General features: G+C 66.3%; 23 protein-coding genes and 5 tRNA genes. 2 read left to right on the forward strand and 26 right to left on the reverse strand.

The features are described from left to right. Positions 1-14: 14 nt before the first annotated feature. The 5 genes from G370_RS0101295 to G370_RS1000000121520 form a co-directional block, all read right to left on the reverse strand. Positions 15-284, reverse strand: a complete 270-nt coding sequence (locus tag G370_RS0101295; protein ID WP_020723485.1) for a hypothetical protein — start codon at positions 282-284, stop codon at positions 15-17. Between the two features lie 218 nt (positions 285-502). Beyond that, on the reverse strand, positions 503-1,417 hold the full coding sequence (locus G370_RS0101300; RefSeq protein WP_019658978.1) for an ADP-ribosylglycohydrolase family protein: 915 nt from the start codon (positions 1,415-1,417) through the stop codon (positions 503-505). 558 nt (positions 1,418-1,975) lie between these two features. Continuing rightward, positions 1,976-2,500 carry a hypothetical protein gene (locus G370_RS1000000121010; RefSeq protein WP_050563250.1) on the reverse strand — a complete coding sequence of 175 codons (525 nt, stop codon included), beginning with the start codon at positions 2,498-2,500 and terminating at the stop codon, positions 1,976-1,978. A 222-nt stretch (positions 2,501-2,722) separates the two neighbouring features. Further along, complete coding sequence (locus tag G370_RS0101315) at positions 2,723-3,184, reverse strand: PA2169 family four-helix-bundle protein (protein WP_019658980.1); 462 nt, start codon at positions 3,182-3,184, stop codon at positions 2,723-2,725. 430 nt (positions 3,185-3,614) lie between these two features. After that, positions 3,615-3,776 (reverse strand): hypothetical protein, encoded by a 162-nt coding sequence (locus tag G370_RS1000000121520; RefSeq protein WP_019658981.1) that lies wholly within the window; start codon positions 3,774-3,776, stop codon positions 3,615-3,617. Positions 3,777-3,876: 100 nt separating this feature from the next. On the opposite strand from G370_RS1000000121520, the gene G370_RS0101325 reads away from it, so the two are divergent. Next, complete coding sequence (locus G370_RS0101325) at positions 3,877-4,209, forward strand: hypothetical protein (RefSeq protein ID WP_019658982.1); 333 nt, start codon at positions 3,877-3,879, stop codon at positions 4,207-4,209. Between the two features lie 843 nt (positions 4,210-5,052). Here the strand turns inward: G370_RS0101325 and G370_RS0101340 are convergent. The 4 genes from G370_RS0101340 to G370_RS0101355 form a co-directional block, all read right to left on the reverse strand. Beyond that, positions 5,053-5,283 (reverse strand): hypothetical protein, encoded by a 231-nt coding sequence (locus G370_RS0101340; RefSeq protein WP_019658985.1) that lies wholly within the window; start codon positions 5,281-5,283, stop codon positions 5,053-5,055. A 126-nt stretch (positions 5,284-5,409) separates the two neighbouring features. Beyond that, a tRNA-Cys gene (locus G370_RS0101345) sits at positions 5,410-5,483 on the reverse strand. A 66-nt stretch (positions 5,484-5,549) separates the two neighbouring features. Then, positions 5,550-5,625 (reverse strand) — tRNA-Gly (locus tag G370_RS0101350). A gap of 142 nt (positions 5,626-5,767) precedes the next feature. After that, positions 5,768-5,843 (reverse strand) — tRNA-Gly (locus G370_RS0101355). A gap of 133 nt (positions 5,844-5,976) precedes the next feature. On the opposite strand from G370_RS0101355, the gene G370_RS0101360 reads away from it, so the two are divergent. Next, positions 5,977-6,405 (forward strand): hypothetical protein, encoded by a 429-nt coding sequence (locus G370_RS0101360; RefSeq protein WP_019658986.1) that lies wholly within the window; start codon positions 5,977-5,979, stop codon positions 6,403-6,405. 2 nt (positions 6,406-6,407) lie between these two features. Here G370_RS0101360 and G370_RS0101365 read toward each other — a convergent pair whose 3' ends face one another. From G370_RS0101365 to G370_RS0101445, 17 genes are all read right to left on the reverse strand, one after another. After that, a complete protein-coding gene (locus G370_RS0101365; RefSeq protein ID WP_019658987.1) occupies positions 6,408-7,328 on the reverse strand; it encodes an HlyD family secretion protein in 921 nt (306 codons plus the stop codon). Beyond that, entirely contained in the window at positions 7,325-8,053 is a 729-nt protein-coding gene (locus G370_RS0101370; RefSeq protein ID WP_019658988.1) for an ABC transporter ATP-binding protein, read from the reverse strand. Before G370_RS0101370 ends, G370_RS0101365 begins: the two co-directional genes overlap by 4 nt. Positions 8,054-8,063: 10 nt before the next feature. Beyond that, on the reverse strand, positions 8,064-9,203 hold the full coding sequence (locus tag G370_RS0101375; RefSeq protein WP_019658989.1) for an ABC transporter permease: 1,140 nt from the start codon (positions 9,201-9,203) through the stop codon (positions 8,064-8,066). After that, positions 9,200-10,663, reverse strand: coding sequence for a TolC family protein (locus G370_RS0101380; protein WP_019658990.1), 1,464 nt, complete (start codon positions 10,661-10,663; stop codon positions 9,200-9,202). Before G370_RS0101380 ends, G370_RS0101375 begins: the two co-directional genes overlap by 4 nt. A gap of 605 nt (positions 10,664-11,268) precedes the next feature. Then, positions 11,269-11,344: transfer RNA gene (locus G370_RS0101385), tRNA-Gly, on the reverse strand. 117 nt (positions 11,345-11,461) lie between these two features. Beyond that, the gene (locus G370_RS0101390) at positions 11,462-12,568 is read right to left on the reverse strand and encodes an NAD(P)/FAD-dependent oxidoreductase (protein ID WP_019658991.1); all 1,107 of its coding nucleotides are present in this window, start codon (positions 12,566-12,568) and stop codon (positions 11,462-11,464) included. A gap of 138 nt (positions 12,569-12,706) precedes the next feature. Continuing rightward, a tRNA-Gly gene (locus G370_RS0101395) sits at positions 12,707-12,782 on the reverse strand. A gap of 114 nt (positions 12,783-12,896) precedes the next feature. Next, positions 12,897-13,523 carry a CDP-diacylglycerol--glycerol-3-phosphate 3-phosphatidyltransferase gene (gene pgsA, locus G370_RS0101400; RefSeq protein WP_010486073.1) on the reverse strand — a complete coding sequence of 209 codons (627 nt, stop codon included), beginning with the start codon at positions 13,521-13,523 and terminating at the stop codon, positions 12,897-12,899. An 18-nt stretch (positions 13,524-13,541) separates the two neighbouring features. Further along, positions 13,542-15,386 (reverse strand): excinuclease ABC subunit UvrC, encoded by a 1,845-nt coding sequence (gene uvrC, locus G370_RS0101405; protein WP_019658992.1) that lies wholly within the window; start codon positions 15,384-15,386, stop codon positions 13,542-13,544. Then, positions 15,383-16,795, reverse strand: a complete 1,413-nt coding sequence (locus G370_RS0101410) for a hypothetical protein (RefSeq protein ID WP_019658993.1) — start codon at positions 16,793-16,795, stop codon at positions 15,383-15,385. Before G370_RS0101410 ends, uvrC begins: the two co-directional genes overlap by 4 nt. Next, positions 16,792-17,280 (reverse strand): low molecular weight protein-tyrosine-phosphatase, encoded by a 489-nt coding sequence (locus G370_RS0101415; protein ID WP_019658994.1) that lies wholly within the window; start codon positions 17,278-17,280, stop codon positions 16,792-16,794. Before G370_RS0101415 ends, G370_RS0101410 begins: the two co-directional genes overlap by 4 nt. After that, positions 17,277-18,050 carry a 3-deoxy-manno-octulosonate cytidylyltransferase gene (gene kdsB, locus G370_RS0101420; RefSeq protein WP_019658995.1) on the reverse strand — a complete coding sequence of 258 codons (774 nt, stop codon included), beginning with the start codon at positions 18,048-18,050 and terminating at the stop codon, positions 17,277-17,279. Before kdsB ends, G370_RS0101415 begins: the two co-directional genes overlap by 4 nt. A 74-nt stretch (positions 18,051-18,124) precedes the next feature. Next, complete coding sequence (gene lpxK / locus G370_RS0101425; RefSeq protein ID WP_019658996.1) at positions 18,125-19,144, reverse strand: tetraacyldisaccharide 4'-kinase; 1,020 nt, start codon at positions 19,142-19,144, stop codon at positions 18,125-18,127. Continuing rightward, a complete protein-coding gene (gene msbA / locus G370_RS0101430; RefSeq protein WP_019658997.1) occupies positions 19,144-20,892 on the reverse strand; it encodes a lipid A export permease/ATP-binding protein MsbA in 1,749 nt (582 codons plus the stop codon). The genes lpxK and msbA overlap by 1 nt, the downstream gene beginning before the upstream one ends. Further along, positions 20,889-21,311: an ExbD/TolR family protein gene (locus G370_RS0101435; protein WP_019658998.1), complete on the reverse strand. Its 423-nt coding sequence runs from the start codon at positions 21,309-21,311 to the stop codon at positions 20,889-20,891. The genes msbA and G370_RS0101435 overlap by 4 nt, the downstream gene beginning before the upstream one ends. Positions 21,312-21,314: 3 nt before the next feature. Next, complete coding sequence (locus G370_RS0101440) at positions 21,315-21,977, reverse strand: MotA/TolQ/ExbB proton channel family protein (RefSeq protein WP_019658999.1); 663 nt, start codon at positions 21,975-21,977, stop codon at positions 21,315-21,317. Positions 21,978-21,980: 3 nt separating this feature from the next. Then, entirely contained in the window at positions 21,981-24,380 is a 2,400-nt protein-coding gene (locus G370_RS0101445) for a DNA internalization-related competence protein ComEC/Rec2 (protein WP_019659000.1), read from the reverse strand. Positions 24,381-24,407 lie beyond the last annotated feature (27 nt).

Consider the following 24,407-nt stretch of genomic DNA (forward strand, 5'->3'; position numbering starts at 1 on the left):
GGCCCACGCGCAGGTCAGCCGCCCAGCGTGCCCATCGTGAAGGTGTAGCCCGAGCTCATCAGGAATTCGCGCATGCGCATTTCCGCGCGACGCGGCGAAGCCAGATTGGCCGGCGCATAGAGGGCGTAGACCAGGCCCGACCCCTCGATATGCTCACGGCGCACCCCGCAGCGGGCGGTTTCCGAAGCGATGATCCAGCCATCCTTCAACCGGTCCGGCCCGATGGATTGCCCGTTCTTCAAGCGAAAGGTCAACCAGCGCACATCTGCCGTGACTTTGCTCATTTCCGTTTCGCTCCGTGGCTGGAACGACGCGTGATGTCCTTGCTCGCCATTGCGGCTCCCTGAGACGTGGAACTCGACCATAGCGCCTTTCCATGTCGTGGCCGGCTGAGACTGGCGATCGGGACGTGGCGAACGGCTGCAGGTGAAGTAGCGCGGCGTCGGAAATGGCGGCGGCAGGGAGCATCCTGCCGGCGCAGTTCACAGGCAGGGAACCCGACTCACGCAGCGCGGTCGCTGCCCTGGTTCAAGGCGTGCAGCGCATCGGCCAGCGCCTGGATTTCGGCACGCAGGGCCAGCCGCTGCAACCACCGCCCGGGGATTCCGCGCGCACCATGGAATGCCCCCGCCAGCTGCCCCGCGATGGCGGCCGTGGTGTCGGCGTCCTCGCCAAGATTGGCCGCCTCGAGTACGACGGCTTCAAAGGTGTCGTGGCGATCAAAGCACCAGAGTGCTGCTTCCAGGCTGTCAACAACATAACCATTGCCACGGATCTGCTCACGCGCGGCACCGCGGTAGCCGCCCGCCGCGATCTGCTGCAGCCGCACGCTCTCGACGGGAACATTGCTGAGATCCAGCACCCCGTCACGGGTGCCGCCTGCCAACGCCCGCTCCAGCGCGACGGCCAGCAGGCGGCACGCCTCCAGGCACTCCTGCGCAGCGTGCGTCGTTCGCGAACTCAGCTCGGCCATTGCCTGCAGGTCGGGAGTCCCGGCGTAGCGCAATGCCACCGGCGCCAAACGCATGATCGAGCCATTGCCGGCGCTGCGTGGGTCGTCACTACCCGCCAGCGGTTGGCCGTCCTGCAGGAACCGGTCGATGGCAGCCCGCGTTGCCATACCGATATCGAAGCACTCGCCGGTCGCACTCCAGTACCCATGCCGGTACCAGTTGGCGTAGCGGTTCATCTGATCGCGCGGGTCGAAGGTGTCGCAGCGCGCCAGGCTCTCGGCCAGGCACATCGCCATGGAGGTATCGTCAGTCCATTGCCCCGGCTGCAGGTGGAACGGCCCACCACCCACCATATCGGTAATCGGGGTGAAGCTGCCACGGGGCTTGAATTCCAGCGTGGTACCGACGGCATCGCCGCACGCGAGGCCGAGCAAAGCCCCGCGGAAGAGATCAATCTGGTTCATCACACGAGTGTAGCGCCACCGCATCTGCCATAACTGACAGCCGGGCGGTGATCGCGAGCGGGGAACTGATCGCAGCCAAACAAAAAAGCCCTGACCGGAGTCAGGGCTTTTCAATTGGAGGCCTCAAGCGGAATCGAACCGCTGTAAACGGATTTGCAATCCGCGCCACTCCATTTGACATCAACACCTTAGACCTGCTCGACACCCAAGCTGCCACCGCAGTCGCTATCGGCCGTGGCACGCGCGTCCCCGGCTCGCGACGCACTGTCGCGCTTGCCACGAGTAGCCGATCTTGCACCCGGCCTAACACTATCAAGCTCGGGAACCGGGGTCGGCTGTTAGTCCATCCGGCACAGAAACTACCCTATGCCCTAGTAGTTACGGTTACAGCGCGCAAGCACCCCGACCTTTATGACAGGGTATTGCGGGCGTATCCAACTCTGGCTGCAATCCGTCCGAGAACCAGGCTGCCCGTGGTCGTGCGAGCTTAGGCCTCCGGGCAGATTGCAAAGAGCAGTCCATGGGACCAACGGTTTTAGCCGACCGGGGACGGGGCGGTCACGCCCCGTCCTGAGCCATTCCGGAATTGTGAGGTGGCATCCTCCCAGCCCTTACCCACCACTTCATCGGGTCTTTCGCTCTGGGCTTGGTCTCTTTCGGCGGTCGGCGCGGTTCAAGCGCCGCCTTGATCCGCTCGACTTCCCTCGTTCCGGCCTCGGCCAGACGCCGGGCCTGTTGCTGCTGCTCGCGGGTCGGCGGCAGGCCGGGCAGCGGTTCGAGCGGCTCGGCCAAGGTCGTGTCGAGCAACCGCGCCACAGCGGCGCGCAGGCGCATCTCCGGGTACAGCCTAGCCGCGCACCAGCGCTCGGCGTAGCGCTTACCTTGAGACACGCTGGCGGCGAAGACCTTCTTGGTCTCGAAGATCTTTCGCGCATCTAGGTGAAGCCGCGCACCGCGGCCGGGAGCCGGAGTGATATTGGCGACCGAGCGCCCGTTCCACCACAGATCCAACCGTTCCCCTGTCTGGACCCAGCCAGACGGGATCGGCACGGTGCGGAAGCCTTGGTAGGTGGCGGAAATCATGACCGGAAGGATACGACCGGCCGTCGCACACGCTGCGAACGCGGCAGCGACCTGCCTGAATCGTTCGGGATGGGCGCCGGCGCGGTGCTGCTTAGCGATGGTGCCAAGCAATTGACTGAACTTGGTCAACAAGCTAGCCAGACAAGCCAGGGCAACGACTCCGCAATCAGGCCTACGCGCAGGGCATCTACGGCGTATCAGTTTGCTGCGAAAAGTTCGACTTCAGTGCGGATGCATCGATTGCAGCCGATTCACCATCACGGAATGGCATTCACTGACCTTGGGGATCATCCGCGCAACCTCCCTCTTCACGTCCTGAGACAGGTCCGGATCATTGAGAACTTCGTTGAATGTCTGAACGAGACGCGCTTCAGACTTCTCCAACTCTTTCACATATTGGTACTGGGTCTCGCCAAACGCGGCGAGCATCTTCCCATAGTACTGATGCATCGCGCCCACGAATGTGCCTCGCTCTGCGGGGCGACCACCACTTGTGGAAACAATTTTACTGATCTCTTCGACCAGCTCGCCTTTAACCCCTGCAATGCCCATGAAGAGATCAGAAAGCTCCGAGCTCTCTATTCGATCCGAGGCTTCCTCATAGAACGCCTTCCCGTCTCGCGATATCTCTATCAAGTCATTGAGGCGGCTCTCAATTCTAGACTGCATGGTTTGAAGGCCCATGGCACTTCTCCCTAATTGGTTCAATCGCAAATTTCGAAGCCGTGTCCGTCACGCTGCCGACTTGTAGCCGGAGGGGAAACAGCTATTTGGATGCGGCCCTCCTCGCATATAGAAGGACAGTCTCCTCATCTTTGATAGCGATCTTTACTGAGGAAAGCCATCTACTTGCAGCCCCCGAGTTCTCAATCAGAACGGCGAGATCGTCGCATAGGCAATTGGCACATAGATAGCCGCCAGGACTTGGTCTCCGGCACCTTTTGCATGGCAGCAACGTGGTCTCAGACGGGCTCCGAAGTTGATATGCCACCCGCACCATCAAAGCCTCTGCGTCTGTGCTCCTGTCTCTCAGCCTGTTCATGCACTTCGCTCCTTCTACAGAAAGGGGCAGCGCAAACCTGCGCCACCCTCTTTCAACTACTCACAGTCGATCTTACTTGTTCGACTTATGAGCTCCGCCTTCATTGGCATTACGCTCTTTGGACTCCTTGTCCTGGCGTTCTTGCTCCTGTTGCTGTTGCTTCTGCTTCCCTGCATCCGGCTCCGCCACAGCGGGCTTGTTGGTATTGGATGCATCACGTTTGAAGTCATTCATAGCTTTACTCCATCGCGGTGGACTCACCGCACTGGAAGGATGCGCGCCGCCCCGTTAGCTGCAGGTCGCTTTCCAAGAGAAGACTGAACCGAGCACATGAATGAGCCCATTCGACCAACAGGCGTACACTGACCTTGGCGCATTCGAGGAAAATGCCATGAGCAGGGATACAAGCTTCGTTGATGTCGAACGAGAGATCATCTATTGGCGCGTGCACTTCGGCTCCGGTGCATTTCCTGGAGCCAGCTTCGGCCTAGATATTCAACCGATCATCAAAATCGCATGCGACATCTACACAAGAGATCCACATGGGAGCCGTGAAGCCTGGCTTGACGATCTAGTGAGGAGACTCAACATGCGATCACGCGACATGAGCAATGAGACCGCCGCCAGAGAATTTGCTTCTCGATGCTGGGACCACCTCCTCCACTGATGAAGGACCCGACTTCACTCACACTGCATTTCTCAAGCAAGAGCGCCCCAAGCCAAGCCGCCTGCGGGCAAATAGAACGATGATGGACGGCGCAGTTCTACGCCGCCCACTCAAGTTTTACGCTAACTGCTCCTACTTGCATTTTTGAGACTTCAGCCCTCTAGATCATGTTCAACTAGATTCGCGCACAGGCCTCACTGAACATCTTGAGCTGGATTTGCTGCTCGCAGGAAAGCAGCCTCAATGGAACGGTCGCTTCTGCGCCGAGCATGTACCCGTATCGCTTGAAGCCTTTCACTCCGATACTTGACCCGTATCCATATCGCTCGCAGCCCTTCAAGTTGGTGCTGGATGCGTACCTGTAGCCCTCGACGTCGTTCATACATAAATCACTCCATCGCGATGAACTCACCGCCAGACGATGGTGCGCCTTGGCACGTTACCGCCCCGCGACGCTTCACGAGAAAGATGAACCTATGACGTGGCTAGCTTGTGGTGAAGCCGACAATCCCGCCGCTCTCGCGAGGGCGACGGGGCCACCGCCAATGCCAGGTGCTGAGATCACCTGTGTTGCGGCGCTGCCCGGATGCTTGCCGGCATCCGGGCGGCGCCCTGTCTTGCTAGATGGTCACTTCGATGAGCGGCATGTTGGGTGCGGCCTCAATCAGGCGCCCACCTCTGACCCACACGTTGTATGGAATGGCCAACTGGAGCTGGCCAAAGGCCCGCATCTGCACCCCGTCATAAGTGGTCAACGTGCTGGTGCCGTCACTGTTGTGAGCGGTGACTGTCGCGAGCAAGCGAGGGCTACTGCTTACCAACTCGCCAAATTGATCCCAGAGGTCAGTCCGCATCGGTGTAGTGCCTCTCCAGGGTTGCCGTTTGCTCGATCACCACGGCCCGATCGTCCGCCGAGACCTCGATGCGCAGCGACTCGCACTCCGCCTCCGAGGCGAAGCTCAGATAGACAGGCTGGGCAGCAGCCCCGCCCGTTTGATCGTGTACTGCCAGGAGTCGCCCCGGCGTCGCTTGGTTGCCATCCCTGCTCAACTCACGTAAACGCACTCGGCGCATGTTAACGCGAGTTTGCCACCCGAAAACGGGTGGCAGACCGATGATTTTGGGGGCGAATCAGGGGATCCCGGCCTCGGGCTCCGAACGCTAGGCAAAGAAAAAGCCCTGATAAATCAGGGCTTTATTTGGAGGCCTCAAGCGGAATCGAACCGCTGTAAACGGATTTGCAATCCGGTGCATAGCCACTCTGCCATGAGGCCAACGTACTTCACGCCAGGAACGTAGCCCTGACAAGACAAAACCCCAAGATGGGGCCTGTCGGAACATGGAGCGGGAAACGAGACTCGAACTCGCGACCTCAACCTTGGCAAGGTTGCGCTCTACCAACTGAGCTATTCCCGCGTAGGCCGACATGCTACCGGAAATCCGGAAAACACACCAGCGATTTCACCTTTCTGACTGCGCGTAAAGCCTTGTGGCCCAACGTGCCCCGCCTTGCCGTGGCGGGAGAAAAACAAGGCCCCTACCGGGGCCCTGTAGAATCTGGAGCGGGAAACGAGACTCGAACTCGCGACCTCAACCTTGGCAAGGTTGCGCTCTACCAACTGAGCTATTCCCGCAGATTCCGTTCGACCTGCGTCAAAGGAGCGCCATTGTGTCCAAATTCCTTCACGCCGTCAACAGTCTTCACATCATGCGGTCACAGGCGTCCGCGCTGGGGTACGCTGCCCCGCCCAAGCACGGACACCGCCGATGCCGAGACGCTACGTCCGCCTGTTCTGGTTGCTGGTCGCGCTGACTTGGCTGGCGCTGATCGCCGCGCTGGTCAATGCCGGTTTCACCCCGGACTACTGGCTGCTGCACCGACTGGAAGGCGCTGAGCTGCCCTACCCGACCAGCACTGTCATCCTGTTCGCGCTGCTGGGAACGGTTGAGCTGGTGGTGGCCGCGTTGATCGTGCGGCCTTGGAAACTGAAACGCCTGTGGCTGCGTCTGCTGATCGCCTTTGCCCTGCTGCTGGTGTGGTCGGTACCGTGGATGCTGTCGGCGATGCACCAGCCGCCGGTACAAGGCATGCACCTGCTGTGGTTGCTGCTGCTGGACGTGGGATTGCTGCTGGCGCTGTGCGGGGTGTCGGCGGTGAGCGCGTGGCGGGCGTTCAAGCGTCCGCCACCACGCTAGGCCTATTTCCGGAACTCCACCCGCACGTGCTGGCCGAAGCGCGCCTTGGCCTCGCCATCGAACTCCAGCACACACTCCACCACCTTGGCCACGCCACGCCCTGCATCTTCAGGCAGGCGTGCCTGCGCGAACACCGGGCTGATGCGTACCACGCGTGCGGTCGGCAGCGTGCCGGTGTTCTCGGCACCATCACTGTCCGGTACCACCGCCGCGTTCATGCCTACCTGCACCGCATCGGCGTAGGCGGCGCTCAGTTCGGCGCGCACCTGCAGCGGGCGCGCCGGCAGCAACGAGATCGCCGGCTTGCCCGCCTGCACGAAGGCACCGACGCCCGGCACCTGGCCGACCACGGTGCCGGCTTCCGGCGCGCTCAACGACATCTGCTGCAGTTTCAGCTTCGCGTGCTCCAGCTTGTGCTGCGCTATGTCGACCTGCGCACCGGCCACGTCGACATCGGCGCGCACGCCGGCCAGCTGCTGTTTGGCTGCATCGGCCTGCTGGTTCGAGGACACGCCTTCGCTGGCGCCCGTGGACAGGCGAGTGGCGTTGCGCTCCAGTTCGCGCAGCTGCGCCTGGCTGCCCTTCAGGCGGTCATTGGCCAAGGCCAGATCGGCGCTGGCCATCGCCACCTCCTGCTGCAGCAGGGCACCATCCAGCGACAGCAGCAGCTGCCCCTTCTTCACCGTGGCGCCTTCCTTCACCGGCGCTGCAGTGATCGAGCCATCCACCGGCGGTGCCAGTGCGATCAGGCCACCTTCGACGTCAATGATGCCCCGCGCCACGGCGACCTTGCTGGCGGCGGCAGTACCCTCCTTGCCTGAGGGGGCCGATGCAGCGGTGGGCGCTTCCCTGGAACAGGCGCCGAGCAGCAGTGCCGCGGACAGGGCCAGGCTGAGGGGAAGCAGATGCGACGTCTTGGTCATGGGGCGGACTCTACGGTTTCGTTCTGGCGGCGGTCATCACGGACCATGCCGTCTTCCATGGCGATCACCCGATCGGCATGCCGGATCAGGCGCGGATCGTGGCTCACGCACAGCACGGTGGCGCCATGCGCACGTGCGTAGCGATGCAGGATGTCGATCACGCGCTGACCGTTCTCGGCGTCCAGCGCGCTGGTGGGTTCGTCTGCGAAGATCAACGTCGGCGACTTGGCGAACGCGCGGGCGACAGCGACGCGCTGTTTCTCGCCACCGGACAGCTGCGCCGGGCGCATGTGGCTGCGGTGGCTGAGGCCCACTTCTTCCAGAGCCATGCGGGCCAGCGGCTCGCTTTCGCGATTGCGCATGCCGCGGTAGCCCAGTGGCAGCTGTACCTGCTCCAACGCAGTCAGTGCCGGGAACAGGTTGAAGCCCTGGAACACGAAGCCGACATGGTGCAGGCGGAAACGCTCCACTTCACTGCGGGTCATGTGGCCCACGTCCTGGCCCAGCGCGTGCACGCGACCGCCATCGGGTGCGGCCAGGCCGGACAGCAGCGACAGCAGCGTGCTCTTGCCGCAGCCGGACGGGCCGGATACCAGGGTCAGCTCGCCGGGATAGATGTCCAGCGACAGGCCACGCAGCACCGGCACCTGCACATCACCGGACATGAAGCCTTTTTCCAATGCTTCGGCCTGCAGGGTCGGGGCGATGGCGCGTGTGGAAGTCATCGGCCGGTCCTCAACGCAGCAGCAACGATGGATCGGAGCGGACGACGCTGCGCACCGCCATGATGCTGGAGAGCATGGCCATCACCGCGACCAGCGCCACGCAGCCGAGGATCACCATCGGCGTCAGCTGCACCGGTACGCGCTGGGTCTGCGCGATCAACAGCACCACCGTGCTGAACGCCGCCGCCAGCAGCATGCCCACGCCACCGATCAGCAATGCCTGCTCGAACACCACCCGCGCCAGCGCGTAGCGACCGGCACCGAGCGCATTGAGCGTGGCGTACTCGCGCACCGAACCTGCCACTACCGAGGCGAACGACTGGTTGGTGATCACCGCGCCGACGAAGCAGACGATGACGGCCATGAACAGCACCGCGATGCCGGCGCCGGTGTCGAACAGCCAGTATTGCTGCGAACGGCTGGCGAACGCCGGCGCGGTCCAGAACTCGACCGGTGTGGCCTGGCCCATCGACGCGGCCAGGCGGTCACGCACGCGGTCGGCCAGATCCGGCGAGCGCAGGCCCGCCACGAAATAGGTGCTTCCCGCGTGTGGGTCGGTGCCGGCGATGGCGCGCGCGGTGTCCAGCGAGGCCAGTACGTTGACACCACCAAGGCCCCGCAGGCCCGGTTGTGCAGCGACCACGCGCACCGCCTTGCCATTGATCCAAGCACGGTTGTTCTGCAGGTCCACGCCCAGCGTATCCAGATCGGCGCTGTCGACGATCACCGCCCCCGGCTCGCGAAGCTGCGCGCGCAGGTTCGCAGGGAGGATGCGCGCGAACATCATCCCGTCGTCCCGGGTGGAGATGCCGGACAGGTACACCGACACATTGCCGGTGCCCTGCGCGCCGGACCGCCATTCGCCGTCGACCCACTCGTAGGGTTCGACGCGGGTGACATCCGGGTCCATGCGCAGGTGGCTTTCGACGTCGGCGCTGATCGCATGGCCGTAGTTGACGCTCTGGGTGCCGGGGAAACCGGCCCAGATATCGGCCGAGGATGCCTTCACGTAGATCGCAGCGGTACCGAAGATGCCCAGCACCAGTGCCGCCTGCACGATCAGCAGCACGCCGGCGAAACACATCGCCATCACCACCGGCAGGAACCGGCGCCACTCATAGGCCAGGGTCTTGCGGGCCAGCGCGATCATTGCTGTTCGCCCTCAGCCTCGACCGGCAGCGGTGCACCGCCGAGGGCGCGGTACAGCGACGCAAAGGCCAGCACGCGCGCCCCCTGAGCACCGATCAGGTCGGCCTGCGAGGCCAATGCGGCACGCTGCGTATCCAGCCCATCGAACTCGCTGGACAGGCCCAGCTGCACCTGCCGCGCCTGGCGCTTGACCTGCTGCGCGGCGGCATCGTTGGCCGCGCGCAGCGACTGGATGCTGCTGTCCTGCCGCGCCAGGCTGCCCAGTGCAGCTTCCACTTCGCTCACGCCTTCCAGCACCGCCTTGCGGTAGCCGAGTAATGCGGCGTCCAGTTGCTTCTCATCGGCATGGAAGCGCGCGCGACGCTGGCCCCAGTCCCACAGCGGAATATCGATGTACGGGCCGATCGACGGGCTCGAATCGGAATTGGAGCGGGCGTTCTGGGTGAGGTTGTACGCGTACAGGATGGAGCCGCCAAGGCTGACCCGTGGATACATCGCTGCGCGCGCCGAACCCTTGCTGGCCGCGGCCTGCATCACCTCTGATTCGGCCAGCAGGATCTGCGGGCGGTGGCGCAGCAGATCCGCAGGGACCTGCTGCAGTGAGAATGCACCGAGCTTCGGCGGCGCGCGGTATGCACGCCAGGCGGGATCCGGCCCGTCACGCCCCAGCAGCAGCGTCAGCGCGCGGGCCGCGTTGTCCGCGTTTTCGCGGGCCTGCGCCGTCGCTGCTCGGGTCGCGGCCTGGCGCGCACGCAGGCGTTCCAGCTCGCCCGGCTCATCCAGGCGCAAGCGCAGGCGAACCAGTGCCAGTTGTTCGCCGCGATCATCCACGGCCTGCTGCCGGGCCAGCAGATCCTGCTGGGCCTGGGCCACGGTCAGGTCCAGATAACTGCACACTACGTCGGCAATCACCGCCACCTGTGCGGCATTGCGCAGCGCCTCGGCATTGCCGGCCGAGGCCTGCGCGCTCAACTGCGCGCTCTCGGCGGCACCGAACAGGCCCAGGTCCCAGATCGCTTCGATACCGGCATGGAAGTAGGTATCGACGGCGGCGGCGTCCTGCACCTGCTTGGCGCTGGCCGAGATTTCCGGCAGGAAACGCGAGTCGGAGGTGCCGGCGACGATCCGCACGGCCTGCAGCCGCAGCGTGGCCTGCTGCAGGTCGAGGTTGCCGGCGATGGCCTGGTCCACCAGGCCGTCCAGCGCCGGGTCGGCCAGCACCTTCCACCACTGCCTGGCGTCCACCGCCACACCCTGCCCCTGCGGCACCTGGGTCCAGGCGCTGGGTGTGCGATCAGGCAGGTCCGGGACGGACACCGACATGCAACCCGCCAGGGCCAGGGTTGCCAACAACGCGCCGGGGCGCAGCACTGCCTGCAGGGAGAGTCCACGCCCTGTCCTGGGCACTGCCACTGAAGTGATACGCCTGACCACCAGCCCGCCAACGTGTAGAAGGAGCATGAAGGCTACCGTGCGATTGTGGAGCGAACATGGAGAAATCGTCCGAAAAAGGTCACAGCACGCGTGCGGTTCAGGCAACGCCGACCCAGCCTTTCACTACGCTTTCAATGCGTTCCCAGCACGGAACACTGGACGACTTTCACGGCGTATTGCACATTGCGGCAATTCCTTGCTTCGATGCTGCCCGACCGTGAAACACCCTCGCCGCTGGCTGCTGATTGGCTCGATCACGACAGCGACTGTCGGTGTGATCGTGCTCGTCCTGACCACCCCACTGGTCTCGAACGCCCTGCTGCTACTGATGGAGCGCAGCAACTTCATTCCCGCCGAATCCTCGATCCTCACCTTCGAGCCGTATGCGATCAACGACGGCTCGTCGAACTACTGGTTGTATGGGAAGGACCGCACCTACTACTACCACTTCACCTACGAGGATGACGTTCCCTACGTCTACATCCCGCAGGACAACCGCTGCCCCGGTTTCGACCGGCAGAATGCCCGGACCTGGTGCAGCGCCCTGCCCGGCAAGGCACGCCAGCGCGGTGGTGGTGCAACCGGTGTGACAAACGAAAAACGCTCCCTTTCGGGAGCGTTCTTCTTGAATCTGGAGCGGGAAACGAGACTCGAACTCGCGACCTCAACCTTGGCAAGGTTGCGCTCTACCAACTGAGCTATTCCCGCAGATTTCGTTCGACCTGCGTCGAAGGAGCGCTATTGTGTCGGCATTGCTGCACGGCGTCAACAGGAATTTTCACGAGAAGTGAGGGGGTGGCGTTCAGGCGCCCCTGCCTGCTCCCTTCACGTGCGCAGCCCGCGGCGATGGAAGTAGACCTGTTCGGCAATGCGGCGCATGACCGCTGTATGCAGCAGTACATCGAGCGGCCAATCGGCCTGCAGATGATCCATCGCCCAGCGCAGCACGCGCTTGCCATGGAACGCCGGGGCGACCTGACGCGCCACCCGTTCCGCTTCTGGCCCTTGCCCACGCAGATGGCGGGCAATCGCCTCACCGACTGCCCAGCCGTGCCGCCACGAAGAGTGGATGCCCCCGGCGGACAGCGGCGAGACGATGCCCGCCGCGTCGCCGGTCAGGATCAGGCGCTGGCCGGTGGTCGGCCCACCCGGCCGGCCGCAGGGCACCAGGCCAGCGCGGGTAGCCGAGGGACGCGCCGAAGGCGGAATGCCGACCCCATCGCGCACGTGGCCGAGGAAACCTTCAATATCCGGCGGCCGCACCTGTTGCGGGTCATGACGCAACGCCAACCCGACCTGCAGGCCGGTCGGATTCTGCGCGACCCAGCCGATGTAACCCGGCGCGTAGCGCTTGCTGACGAAGCAATGCAGCGCGTCGCCCTGCGCGACATGCAGGCCGGCGAACTCACGTTCGACGCCGTAGAGGTTGTCACGCACCTGGCCGAGCCCAGTGCGCTGTGCCACACGTGAGCGTGCGCCATCAGCGCCAACCAGATAGGCACATCGCCCTGCCCCATCCACCAGCCAGCCGTCACCATTGCGATGTGCATCGGTGAAGGACTGCTGCAGGCGGAGGTCGACACCGTTCGCGCGCAGCTCGCTGGCCAGCCAGCGCATCAGGTTCGGCGTATCGGTGGTGAGGAAGTAATAGCCCGGCGCGGCCAGCAACACGCTGCGCAGATTCGGCGCATACAGGCGCACGTTTGCGACGCGTTGCACGAGATGTTCGGGCATGCGCCCCAGCCAGGTCTGCTCCATCGCCTCTTTCACCACGATGCCGGTGGTGTGCAGGCGCTCGCCGGGGTCGGCCTTGCGTTCCAGCACGCAGACGCGCAGGCCGTACTGGGCAGCAGCCAGTGCGCAGGCGGCACCGGCAAAACTGGCGCCGACGATGACCACGTCGTGATCGTAGGCGGAAGGAGTGTGGAGCATGGCTGCATCGTCCTGGAGGAACGGAGATGCAGCTTCGAACTGCCGCGTGGTGAGGCGAAGGAGTGACGGTGAAGTGGGGATGAAGCGGGTTCTACGCAAACGAAAAACGCCCCCTTGCGGGAGCGTCTTTCTTGAATCTGGAGCGGGAAACGAGACTCGAACTCGCGACCTCAACCTTGGCAAGGTTGCGCTCTACCAACTGAGCTATTCCCGCTTGGGAGGCGAAATTTTACCTATTCCAAGGATGCCGTCAAGCGCTTTTTTCAGGGTCTGCGAGATGCCCGGCGTCGCGTATCCGCGCCATGCGTGGATACGCGCATCGATGGGGTCAGTTGCCCAGCTTCTTCTGCCGCGAGCGCTCGCGTGCGGCGCGCTCGTCTTCGCGCAGGCTCGGCCAGGCGGCGTGCAGGTACTGCAGGCCCGACCACAGGGTCAGCACCGCGGCAATCGCCAGGGTCCAGTCGCCGATATGGAACACCGGCCAGCCCATCCAGATGTCTTCCACCGGCACGTTGGGGGCCACCGAATACAGCAGGCACAACAGCGCGACCATCTGCGCGGTGGTCTTGACCTTGCCGATCATCGCCACGCGCACCTTGGCGCGCTGGCCCAGCTCGGCCATCCACTCGCGCAGCGCCGATACCGCGATCTCGCGGCCGACGATGACCGCCGCCCAGAACGCCATCCACGGCGTCGGATGGCCCTGCACGATCAGGAACAGCGCCACTGCCACCATCAGCTTGTCCGCGACCGGGTCGAGGAAGGCGCCGAAGGCCGACTCCAGCTGGTAACGGCGTGCAATCCAGCCATCGAGCCAGTCGGTGATCGCGGCCAGGCCGAAGATCGCCGCCGAAGCGAAGTTGGTCCAGGTATAGGGCAGGTAGAACACCAGCACCAGCACCGGGATCATCACGATCCGCAACAACGTCAGCCAGGTGGGCAGGGTCAACTTCATGCTTGCGTGCTTCTCTCTCTACTCGGCCGCATCGGGCGTGGCCAACCCGTGCAGGTTAGCGTAGATACGTGCCGCGAGGGCGTCATTGATGCCTTCCACCTTGGCGATTTCCGCTTCGCCAGCGGCTTTCAGGCCGACCAGGCCGCCGAAATGCTTGAGCAGGCTGGCGCGGCGGCGCGGCCCGATGCCGGGGATATCCTCCAGCTTGCTGGTCATCCGTGCCTTCTGGCGGCGGCCGCGATGACCGGTGATGGCGAAGCGGTGGGCTTCATCGCGAACCTGCTGGATGAACTGCAGCGCCGGGTTGGCCGCGCCCGGGCGCAGCTCGCGTCCATCGGGCATCACCAGCGCTTCATGGCCTGCGCGGCGCTCCACGCCCTTGGCCACGCCCACCAGCAGTACCCCTTCCACGCCCAGGTCGGCCAGTGCGGCCTGCGCCTGCGCCAGCTGGCCGGCGCCACCGTCGATGAGCAGGACGTCCGGCAGCACGCCCTGCTCTTCCACCGCACGGCGGAAACGGCGGTCGATGGCCTGGCGCATGGCGGCGTAGTCATCGCCCGGCTCGATGCCGCTGATGTTGAAGCGGCGATACTGCGCGCGCACCGGACCGGCGGCGTCGAACACCACGCACGACGCCACGGTGGCCTCGCCCAGGGTGTGACTGATGTCGAAACATTCGACCCGCTTGACCGGCTCGGCCAGGCCCAGCATCTCGCGCAGTGCGTCGCTGCGCGCGTGCTGCGCGTTGCGGCTGTTGAGTTCGGTGGCCAGGGTCAGCTGCGCGTTGCGGCTGGCCAGTTCCACGTAGCCGGCGCGCTCGCCGCGCACGTTCCACTTCAGCTGCACCTTGCGCTCGGCCGAGGCCGACAGCGCGGCAACCAGCAGGTCGGCATCGGGAATCTCGCGGTCCAGCAGGATCTCGCGCGGCGGCTCGAATTCGATGTAGTACTGCGAGACGAACGCGGCCAGCACTTCCTCCGGGCTTTCCTCGCCATTGGTGCGCGGGAAGAACGGGCGGGTGCCGAGGTTGCGGCCATCTCGGAAGGCCAGCAGCAGCACGCAGGCCTGCGACCCCTGCATGGCCACCGCCAGCACGTCCAGGTCCGCGGCGCGCCCGTCCACGTACTGCCGGGTCTGCATGCTGCGCAGCGAGGAAATCAGGTCACGCAGGCGCGCGGCCTGCTCGAATTCCAGGGCCTCGCTGGCGGCCTGCATCTGCTCGCCCAGCTCGCGGGTCAGCTCGTCGCTCTTGCCTTCCAGGAACAGCGCGGCGCGACGCACCGATTCTGCATACTCCGGCGCCGGCACCAGCTCCACGCAGGGCGCGCTGCAGCGGCCGATCTGGTACTGCAGGCACGGCCGCGAGCGGTTGCGGAACACGCTGTCCTCGCAGCTGCGCAGCTTGAACAGCTTGTGCATCAGGTTCAGCGTTTCGCGCACCGCAGTGACGCCCGGGTACGGACCGAAATAGCGGCCCGGAATGGCACGCGGGCCGCGATGCAGCGCGATGCGGGGCCAGTCCTCACGGGTCAGCAGTACATGCGGGTAGGTCTTGTCGTCGCGCAGGGAGACGTTGTAGCGCGGCGACAGCGATTTGATCAGCTGGTTTTCCAGCAGCAGCGCCTCGGCTTCCGAGCGCGTGACGGTCACGTCCATGCGCGCGATCTGCGAGATCATCGACATGATCCGCGCGTTCTTCGGACTGCCGTTGAAGTAGCTGCCAACGCGATTGCGCAGTGCACGGGCCTTGCCCACATACAGCAGGGTGTCGTCGGCGGCGTACATGCGGTACACGCCGGGCGCGGTGCTGAGCTGGGCCGCGAAGGCCTTGCCGTCAAAGGCCGGGGCGGGAACGTCGGTCATTCGCTGATCGGCACTTCGCTGAGCACGCCGCTGTCGGGATCGAAGCGCAGCACGGCATGGGCGTCGGTCTCGGCAATCCACACCGCCCCGGCCCCCACCGCCAGGCCGGCCGGGCCATGCAGGCGACGCGGCAGCGGTTGGGTCGTCAGTTCGCCTCCGCCCAGGCGCAGCGTGCGCAGGCGGCCGTTGCCGGTATCGGCAATCCACAGCAGCGGCGCATCCGGGCTCAGCGCGATGGCCTGCGGGAACTGCAGGCTGGCTTGGGCGCGGGGACCGTCTTCACTGCCGAAGCGCCAGGGCCCCTGCCCGACCAGGGTCTGCACCAGGTCGCCACGCAGCTGAAGCGCGCGGATCGAGGAACCCAGCGCATCGGCCACGTACAGCACCTGCTGCACCACGGCGAGCGCGGTGGGCTGGGCGAAGGCCGCCAGATGGCCGCTGCCATCACGCTCGTCAATGGAGCCGCTGCCGGCGCGCCATTGCAGGCTGCGCTGGCCCAGGTGGTAGCTCCAGATGCGGTTGTCGCCGGCCATCGCGATGTGCAGCTGGTTGTCGGCAATGGCCAAGCCGACCGGGTGGTCCAGCGAGACCTGCCGTGGCTGCGCAACCGGACCTTCCACCGGCGCACCGGGACGCCCATTGCCACACAGGGTGTCGACGATGCCGGTCAACAGGTTGATGCGGCGCACGGCATGGTTGCCGGTATCGGCCACGTACAGCGAATCGCGCTCCAGCACCAGCGCCTGCGGGCGATGGAATGCCGCTTCGGCAAGGTTGCCATCCATGAAATCGGCGGTACCGAGGCCGAACTGGCGCAGGATGCGGCCACCGTGGCTGCATTCAAGGATGCGGTGGTGGCCACTGTCGGCGATGTACAGGCGCTCGGTGCTGACTGCCAGCCCCAACGGGAAGCGCAGGGCCTGGCGCGGTTCCGGATGCAGTTCGCTGCCCCCGCGCGACGGCGCCGAAGGGGCTCCCTGGCACAGCGCGTTCAAGGCGCGTTCCAGTTCACCGGGGGCCCCCAGCCCGATCAGCCGTTGCTGCTCCCTGCCCTGTGCATCCAGCAGCACCAGGGTCGGCCAGGCGCTGACGCCGAAGCGGCGCCAGCCATCCCAGTCGGCATCCAGCAGCACAGGCATGGTCAGGCCCTGGCGACGCAGCAGTTTCAGTGCAGCGCTGGCGTCACGTTCGAAATCGAAGCGCGGCACCTGCAGCACCAGCGGCTGCAGCTTGCCGGGGTGGCGCGACAGCCATTGGCCGAACTCGGCCAGGCGTTGCGCGCTCCAGGCGGAGGCCGCATTGACGAACAGCAGCGCGACCGGCCGGCCGCGCAGTTCGGTCAGGGTGCAGGGGGTGGCGTTGAGCCAGGTGGCGAACTCGGGCAGGTCCGGGACGGGCTGGACGTTCATGATCCGATTATGCCGGAGTCGGCGTCATGCAACAGTCGTGCCACTGCACGTTTTGCAGCATCGTCGACCAGCGACCAGACCTGTTCGAAATGATCGCTCCCGCCGGTGTACGGATCGGGGATCGCGATCCGCCCCTGCGCGCCGGACCAGGGCAGGTACAGCGCCAGCCGTTCGCGCTGCGCCACCGACGCCAGGCGACCGGCGTCACGCAGGTTGGCCTCGTCGGCACACAGGATCCAGTCGAAACGCTCGAAATCCGCGGCCTGCAGCTGGCGTGCGCGCAGGCTGCCGATGTCCACACCGTGCCCGCCCGCGCAGGCGATCGCACGCCGGTCCGGTGGCTCGCCCACGTGCCAGTCGCCGGTGCCGGCCGAATCCACCTGCACCCGCCCGGCCAGCGGCGAGGCCTCCAGGCGTGCACGCAGCGCACCTTCGGCCATCGGCGAACGGCAGATGTTGCCGAGGCAGACGACCAGCAGCCTCATCGCGCGGCCATCGCCTGCAGCAGCCGCTCGGCGCGCTCCAGGTCCTCGGGCGTGTCGATGCCCGGCGGGAACGGTTCGGGCGAGATCGCCACACTGATCGGGTAGCCCGCTTCCAGCACGCGCAGCTGTTCCAGCGATTCGACCTGCTCCAGCTGGCCTGGCGGCATCGCCGCGAACCGCTGCAGGAAACCGGCGCGGTAGCCGTAGATGCCGATGTGGCGCAGCCAGTTGTGGCCGTCCGGCAGCGTGTCGCGGCTGCGTGCAAAGCCGTCGCGGTGCCAGGCGATCGGCGCGCGGCTGAAGTACATCGCCTCGTTGCGCACGTTGCGCACCAGCTTGACCACGTTCGGGTCGAACAGCGTAGGCGCGTCCTCGACGGCGGTGGCCAGGGTCGACATCGGTGCAGTGCCGTTGGCCAGTACCTCGGCCACGGCGCGGATGCCGGCCGCCGGTGCGAACGGCTCGTCGCCCTGCAGGTTGACCACCACCGTGTCATCGGCCCAGCCGGCAATGCGTGCGCACTCGGCCAGGCGATCGGTGCCGGACGCATGCGACGCAGCGGTCATTGCCACCTTCACCTCGGCCAGCCCGGACAGCGCATCGGCAATGCGCTGATCGTCGGTCGCTACCCAGACCTCCCGGGCGCCGGCCTGCAGCGCGCGGCGCGCCACGTGCAGTACCAGCGGTTCACCACCCAGCAGGCGCAACGGCTTGCCGGGCAGCCGCGAGGCGGCATAGCGGGCCGGGATGGCGACGACGAATTCGGTCATGGGGCGGTACTCGGCAGACTCGTTACAAGGGGAATGCGGCCGGCGGCGCGTGAATGCAAGCGCCGCTGCGCCGCTCAGTTCGGTCGCAGCTTGTCCAGGCGGTCAGTCAGCGCCACCCAGAACGCGGCGGGCAACTCGGCGCGCAGCGGAACCGCGTAGTGCCAGTCGTTGCCGAACGCCCGGCATTTCACCGCATCCTTTTCGGTCATCAGTACCGGCAGCTGGCTGCCGAAGGACAGGTCCTGCGGCTGATAGGCCTGGTGGTCGGCGAACGCATGCGGCACGACGCCGATGCCACGCGCGCGCAGCATGTCGAAGAAGCGCTGTGGATGGGCGATGCCGGCCACCGCATGCACGCGCTGGCCCTTGAAGTACGCCAGCGGGCGCGCGCGGCCACCGGCCAGCGGCTGCGCACTGTCGATGTGCAGGGCCATCGGCCACTGGCCGAAGCCACAGGCCTGTGCCGCAGTCTCCTCATCGGCCTGACCGAGATTGACCACGCGGAAATCGCATTCGCTGGCGCGGCTGACCGGCTCGCGCAGCGGCCCGGCCGGAATCATCCGGCCATTGCCATAGCGACGCTGCGCATCGACCACTTCGATCTCGATGTCGCGCGCCAGCCGGTAGTGCTGCAAACCGTCGTCGCAAACGATCACATCGCAGCCGGCCTCGATCAGCGCCTTGCCGGCAGCAACCCGATCACTGTCCACGCGCACCGGCACGCCGGTCTTCCAGGCGATCAGCACCGGCTCGTCACCGCCCTTGGCGGTTGGCGTGTCGGCCCGCACCCACAGCGGCTTGTCGGCGTCTTCGCGACCATAGCCGCGGCTGGCCACGCCCGGCTTCCAGCCGGCGGCACGCAGGCGCTCCACCAGTGCGATGGTCAGCGGCGTCTTGCCAGTGCCACCGGCGGTGATGTTGCCAACCACGATGACCGGCACCGGCAGCGTGTAACGCTTGCGCCAGCCACGCCGATAGGCGCGCCGGCGCAGCGCGGTGACGCCGGCGTACAGCGGTGCCAGCAGGCGCATCGCCCACGGAACCGGGCTGCCGTCGTACCAGTACGCCGGGGTCTGGGTACCCTTGCCGGCCATCAGTCCTGCCTTTCGCGGAACTGCATGCTGTGCAGATGCTGGTACAGGCCGCCCAGCTCGAGCAGCTCCTTGTGGGTGCCGCGTTCAACGATGCGGCCATGGTCCATCACCAGCACCTGGTCGGCATGCTCGATGGTCGACAGCCGGTGCGCGATGACCAGCGTGGTGCGTTCGGGCATCAGGCGCTGCAGCGCGTCCTGCACCAGGCGCTCGGATTCGTTGTCCAGCGCCGCAGTGGCTTCGTCGAGGATCAGGATCGGGGCGTCGCGCAGGATCGCGCGGGCGATCGCCAGGCGCTGGCGCTGGCCACCGGACAGCAGCGCGCCGTTCTCGCCTACCGGCGTCTGCAGCTGCTGCGGCATGCGTGCGATGAACTCCCACGCGTTGGCGGCTTCGGCCGCCGCGCGGATCTGCTCGTCGGTCGCTTCCATGCCATAGGCGATGTTGGCGGCGATGGTGTCATCGAACAGCATCACCTTCTGCCCGACGATCGCCACCTGCCGGCGCAGGTCAGCCAGCGGATAGTGATCCAGCGCCACGCCATCGAGGGTGATGACGCCGCCACTGGGCTCGTAGAAGCGTGGCACCAGCCGGATCAGGCTGGTCTTGCCGCTGCCGGAACGGCCGACAATGGCCGTCACCGTACCCGGCCTGGCAACGAAACTGATGTCGTCCAGGGCGATGCCACTGTCTTCGCGGTAGCGCAGCATGACGTGGTCGAACGCCAGTTCGCCACGCACGCGTTGCACGCGGTGCTGGCCTTCGTCGCGCTCCACCGGCATGTCGAGGATGCCGAACAGGCGCTCGGCGGCGGACACGCCGCGCGAAATCGAGGTCTGCACGCTGGTCAGGCGCCGCAGCGAAGGAATGATCGCCATCATCGAGGTCATCAGGCCCATGAACTGGCCGGCATTGAGGCGGCCGGCCAGGGCTTCGCGGGTCGACACCCAGACGATCACCGCCAGCGCCAGTGCGGCCAGGAACTGCACCACGCTGGACGCCGCTGCGCGGGTCACCTCGACCTTCATGTTCAGCGCCAGCATGCGGTTGGCCAGGCGCGAGTAGCGCGAGATCTCATGCTGCTGGGTGCCGTGCACCTTCACTTCCTGCTGCGCCGCCAAGGACTGCTCGGCGGTCTGCGCCATCGTGCCCATGCCGTCCTGGATGCCGCGGCTGATGCGACGATAGCGCTTGCCCACGTAGGACACGATGGCACCGATCAGCGGCACCACCAGCAGCATCGCCAGGGTTACCTTGACGCTCATCTGCAGCATCACCGCCAGCATCGCGATGATGGTGAGGGTATCGGCCACCACGGTCTTCAGCGCGTCGGCGCTGGCTTGGGTGACCTGCTCGGTATCGAAGTTCAGGCGGCTGACCATCACCGGCGTTGCTTCGGTGTCGAAGTGCGACGACGGCAGGTGCAGGTACTTCTGCAGCACCTGCTCACGCAGGTCGCGGACCACGCTGCGGCCGGTCTTGGCCAGCGTATAGTCGCTCACCCAGGTGGCCACGCTGCGCATCAGGAACAGGCCGAGGATGGTCAGCGGCAGGACCACGGCCGCGCGCGGCTGCGGATCGACAAACCCCTCGTTGACCAGCGGCTCCATCAGCTTGGTGAAGTGATAGCCGGCCAGGGCTTCGACCACCATGGCGATGACCGCGCCCACCATGAACACCCAGTAGGTGCGGGTGTAGCCCAGCAGACGTTTGTAGATCGGCCACACCGGCGCGTGATGGGAACTCATGGACGCACCTCTGGCGCAGTTGCAATGGCGATACGACGGAAACCGAGCTGACCGAGCGCGTCCTGCGCAGTCACCACGGCCTGGTAGGGGGTGCGTGCGTCGGCGCGCAGCAGCACCGGCTGGCTGCGATCGCTGCCGGCGACCGATGCGATGGTCTGCTTGACCGACTCGACATCGCTGCGCAGCACTTCCTGGTCATTGATGAAATAGCGGCCTTCGGCGTTGATCAGCACGCTGAGCGAGCGCGGCGGCTCGTTGCTGGGCTGCTGGCTGGCGGTCGGCAGCTGCACCTGCAGCGTCGAGCGCGCATCGAAGGTGGTGGTGACCACGAAGAAGATGATCAGCACCAGGATGACGTCGATCAGCGGCACCAGATCGATATGCGGCTCATCCTGGGATCGGTCATTGCCGATACGCATCGATCAGGCCTTCGCCGTGGCAGCGTGGGCTGGCCGCGCCGGCGCGGCCGGGTTCATCACCCCGGGGCGGCCGTCGAGCGTATCCAGCAGGGCACTGGCTTCCTGTTCCATTTCCACCACATAGCCGTGGATCCGGCCCTTGAAATAGCGATGGAACATCAGCGCCGGGATGGCCACGATCATGCCGGTGGCGGTGCACACCAGCGCCTTGCCGATGCCGCCGGCCAGCTGGTTCACGTCGCCCACGCCATGGTCGAGGATGCCCAGGAACATCTGGATCATGCCGATCACGGTGCCCAGCAGGCCCAGCAGCGGGCCGGCCGAGGCGATGGTGCCCAGCGCGTTGAGGAAGCGCTCCATGCGGTGCACCAGGTGGCGCCCGGTGTCCTCGATCCGCTCACGGATCTGGTCGCGCGGGCGGTTGCGCGCTTCCAGCGCAGCGGCCAGCAGCGCGCCCAGCGGCGAGTTGGCGCGCAGGGTCTGCAGGTGCGCCGGGTCAAGCTTGCCGCGTGCGGCCCAGTTGCGCACTTCCTGGCCAAGCCCGGGCGGCAGCACTTCCGTTCGCCGCAGGGACCAGAAACGCTCCAGGATGATCGCCAAAGCCAGTACGCCCAACAGCAGCAGCGGCACCATTGGCCAGCCACCGGCCTTGACCAGTTCCCACACGTTTCAACCCTCCGGCCCAACGGCCGCTTGTTCGTTCGGCGATAGGATAGCAGCCGACCGCGCCCGCCCAGCGGCATCCCACCACCGGGATGCGTGGATACGCTGTTCACGCAGCTGCAGCCCTTGTGCACCAAGCCATATGCGGATCGCCCCGGAATCGGCCGTGGCCAGTACCTCGGCCCCTTGCGCCTGCCAGCGCTGGACCACGTCCTGGCGAGGGTGCCCGAAGCGGTTGCGGTGCCCGGCCGAGACCACCGCCAGCCGTGGCGCCACAGCCTCGACCCACGGCGCGCTGGAGCTGCCGCCGCTGCCATGGTGCGGCACCAGCACCACATCCGCCTTCAGCGCTGCCGGAGACGCCTCCAGCAGCGTCCGCTCGGCCGGCCGGCCGATGTCACCCGGCAGCAGGACCACGCCGTGGCGGCTGGCGATGCGCAGCACGCAGCTGTCTTCGTTCTCGGCCTGACGGCTGCCCGGCGCCGGGTGCAGGACCTGGAAATCTACCCCGTCCCACTGCCAGCGCAGCCCCTGCTGGCAGGGCGTGGCGCCAGCGATGGTGCTGCCCGGTGGCGCCAGCAGCTGCAGTCCGGGCAGCTGCCGTCGCAGGCTGGACAGGCTGCCGGTGTGATCAAGATGATCATGGCTGAGCATCACCTGCCGGGGCGGCGCCTGTCCGAGCGCGCGCAGGGCCGGGACCAGAATGCGCTCGTTGCCCTCGCCGCCGGTCGGAGGCCCTACGTCGTACCAGAGCGCGTGCCGCGCTGTACGCACCAGCACCGCTGTGCCCTGCCCCACATCGTGCACCAGCAGCTCCAGTTCCCCCTCGGCCGGTGCATGCCGCGCCGGCCACAACAGCGGCAGGCACAGCAGCAGGCCCGCCAGGCCACCGCCGGCGCCGCGTGGCAGCAGCCACCAGAACACCCCCACCAATGCCGCCGGTACGGCCCAGCGCGGCGCCTCGGCCAACCACCACATGGCCTGCGGGTGCAGCGCCAGTGGCTGCAGCGCCTGCCAGCTCAGCTCGAACAGACAGGCCGCAGCACGCCAGGACCAGCGGCCGGCTCCCTCGTGCAGCGCATGCAGCCCCGTACCCAGCAACGACAACGGCACCACCAGCAACGTCCACCACGGAATGATCGGCAGGTTGACCAGCGGCCCCAACCGCGCGGTGCCGCCGAACAGGGCCACGCACAGCGGCAACAGGCCGAGGCTGGCCACGCCCTGGGCGGCCAGGAAGCCACGCAGGCCCCCACCGGCACCCTCCGGCCCGGTTCGCGGCAGGCACCACAGCAGCCACAGCACCCCGCCAAAGCTGAGCCAGAAGCCGGCCGACAACACCGACAGCGGCGCCGGCAGCAGCATCACCATCGCGGCCAGGGCCAACCCCTGCCCCGCACCCACCGGGCGACGTCCGGCACGGGCCAGTGCCACCAGCCCGATCATCAGCGCCGCGCGTACCGTTGGCAGCGCGCCGCCGGCGGCCACGGCATAGGCGGCTGCGGCCAGCGCTGCACCCCATGCCGCCGCCTGCGGCCGTGGCCAGCAACGTCCCAGCACCGGGCACAGCCACCACGACAAGCGGCACAGCAGTACCCCGAAGCCCGCCACCACGCCCACGTGAAAACCGGAAATGGCGACCAGATGGGTCAGGCCCAGCGCGCGCAGGTGTTCCCAGTCGGCATCGGACAGCCCGCGGGTATCGCCCAGCGCCAAGGCCTGCACGAACCGCGCGGCAGGATGTGCCACCTGCGTAGCGATGGCGTCACTGCTGCGCTCGCGCCAGGCTGGCAGGCCCTGCGCAGGCGCGCGCTCACGCGCAGCCCCCGGGTCGCGTACCGTGCCATTGCCGGAGATGTCGCGCAGCAAGGCATGGCGTTCGCCATCGAAGCCGCCGGGATTGATCCGCGAACGTGGCGCACGCACGCGCAGCGGCAACTGCCAATGCGATCCCGCACGAACCGCATGCCGCCCACCCTCGGCCTCGTGCGCTGACGACCCGCGCCACGGATCGTTCCAGGTGACCTGCAGGCGCTTGCCGCGCAGCGCTGGCAGCGCATCGGCCTCATCCACGTGCAACACGAAACGGGTGTAGCCGGGCCCCCGCTGCGGAAGATCGGCGACTCGTCCGCTCACCCGCACATCCTGCGGCGGCGCGCCGGGTGGCAGCTGGCCGTGCAGCGCCCAATGCCCGTGCAATGTTGCCCATGCCAGGCCGAGCACGATTGCAGCCCAGGGGCGGCCGCGCCAGCGCAGCAGCCAGCCCGCGCCGCCGGCAACCGCCATCGGCGCGCTCAGCCACAGCGGCAGCAGCGCCGGCATCTGCACGCAGGCCAGCGCGCCCAGCACCAGGCCGGCAGCGCAGCCGGGGCCGAACAGGGCCGGCGCGGAACGTTCGGAAGCCATTCCATCAGCCTGCCGCCAGGCGCTACA

Origin of the sequence: Stenotrophomonas hibiscicola ATCC 19867 (assembly GCF_000382065.1) — a bacterium.
Lineage (GTDB): Bacteria > Pseudomonadota > Gammaproteobacteria > Xanthomonadales > Xanthomonadaceae > Stenotrophomonas > Stenotrophomonas hibiscicola.

Bases quoted from the DNA above. Each gene is read 5' to 3' on its own strand.
- G370_RS0101295 (WP_020723485.1), bottom strand. From the start codon at position 284: ATGAGCAAAGTCACGGCAGATGTGCGCTGGTTGACCTTTCGCTTGAAG.
- G370_RS0101300 (WP_019658978.1), bottom strand. From the start codon at position 1,417: ATGAACCAGATTGATCTCTTCCGCGGGGCTTTGCTCGGCCTCGCGTGC.
- G370_RS1000000121010 (WP_050563250.1), bottom strand. From the start codon at position 2,500: ATGATTTCCGCCACCTACCAAGGCTTCCGCACCGTGCCGATCCCGTCT.
- G370_RS0101315 (WP_019658980.1), bottom strand. From the start codon at position 3,184: ATGGGCCTTCAAACCATGCAGTCTAGAATTGAGAGCCGCCTCAATGAC.
- G370_RS1000000121520 (WP_019658981.1), bottom strand. From the start codon at position 3,776: ATGAATGACTTCAAACGTGATGCATCCAATACCAACAAGCCCGCTGTG.
- G370_RS0101325 (WP_019658982.1), top strand. From the start codon at position 3,877: ATGAGCCCATTCGACCAACAGGCGTACACTGACCTTGGCGCATTCGAG.
- G370_RS0101340 (WP_019658985.1), bottom strand. From the start codon at position 5,283: ATGCGCCGAGTGCGTTTACGTGAGTTGAGCAGGGATGGCAACCAAGCG.
- G370_RS0101360 (WP_019658986.1), top strand. From the start codon at position 5,977: ATGCCGAGACGCTACGTCCGCCTGTTCTGGTTGCTGGTCGCGCTGACT.
- G370_RS0101365 (WP_019658987.1), bottom strand. From the start codon at position 7,328: ATGACCAAGACGTCGCATCTGCTTCCCCTCAGCCTGGCCCTGTCCGCG.
- G370_RS0101370 (WP_019658988.1), bottom strand. From the start codon at position 8,053: ATGACTTCCACACGCGCCATCGCCCCGACCCTGCAGGCCGAAGCATTG.
- G370_RS0101375 (WP_019658989.1), bottom strand. From the start codon at position 9,203: ATGATCGCGCTGGCCCGCAAGACCCTGGCCTATGAGTGGCGCCGGTTC.
- G370_RS0101380 (WP_019658990.1), bottom strand. From the start codon at position 10,663: ATGCTCCTTCTACACGTTGGCGGGCTGGTGGTCAGGCGTATCACTTCA.
- G370_RS0101390 (WP_019658991.1), bottom strand. From the start codon at position 12,568: ATGCTCCACACTCCTTCCGCCTACGATCACGACGTGGTCATCGTCGGC.
- pgsA (WP_010486073.1), bottom strand. From the start codon at position 13,523: ATGAAGTTGACCCTGCCCACCTGGCTGACGTTGTTGCGGATCGTGATG.
- uvrC (WP_019658992.1), bottom strand. From the start codon at position 15,386: ATGACCGACGTTCCCGCCCCGGCCTTTGACGGCAAGGCCTTCGCGGCC.
- G370_RS0101410 (WP_019658993.1), bottom strand. From the start codon at position 16,795: ATGAACGTCCAGCCCGTCCCGGACCTGCCCGAGTTCGCCACCTGGCTC.
- G370_RS0101415 (WP_019658994.1), bottom strand. From the start codon at position 17,280: ATGAGGCTGCTGGTCGTCTGCCTCGGCAACATCTGCCGTTCGCCGATG.
- kdsB (WP_019658995.1), bottom strand. From the start codon at position 18,050: ATGACCGAATTCGTCGTCGCCATCCCGGCCCGCTATGCCGCCTCGCGG.
- lpxK (WP_019658996.1), bottom strand. From the start codon at position 19,144: ATGGCCGGCAAGGGTACCCAGACCCCGGCGTACTGGTACGACGGCAGC.
- msbA (WP_019658997.1), bottom strand. From the start codon at position 20,892: ATGAGTTCCCATCACGCGCCGGTGTGGCCGATCTACAAACGTCTGCTG.
- G370_RS0101435 (WP_019658998.1), bottom strand. From the start codon at position 21,311: ATGCGTATCGGCAATGACCGATCCCAGGATGAGCCGCATATCGATCTG.
- G370_RS0101445 (WP_019659000.1), bottom strand. From the start codon at position 24,380: ATGGCTTCCGAACGTTCCGCGCCGGCCCTGTTCGGCCCCGGCTGCGCT.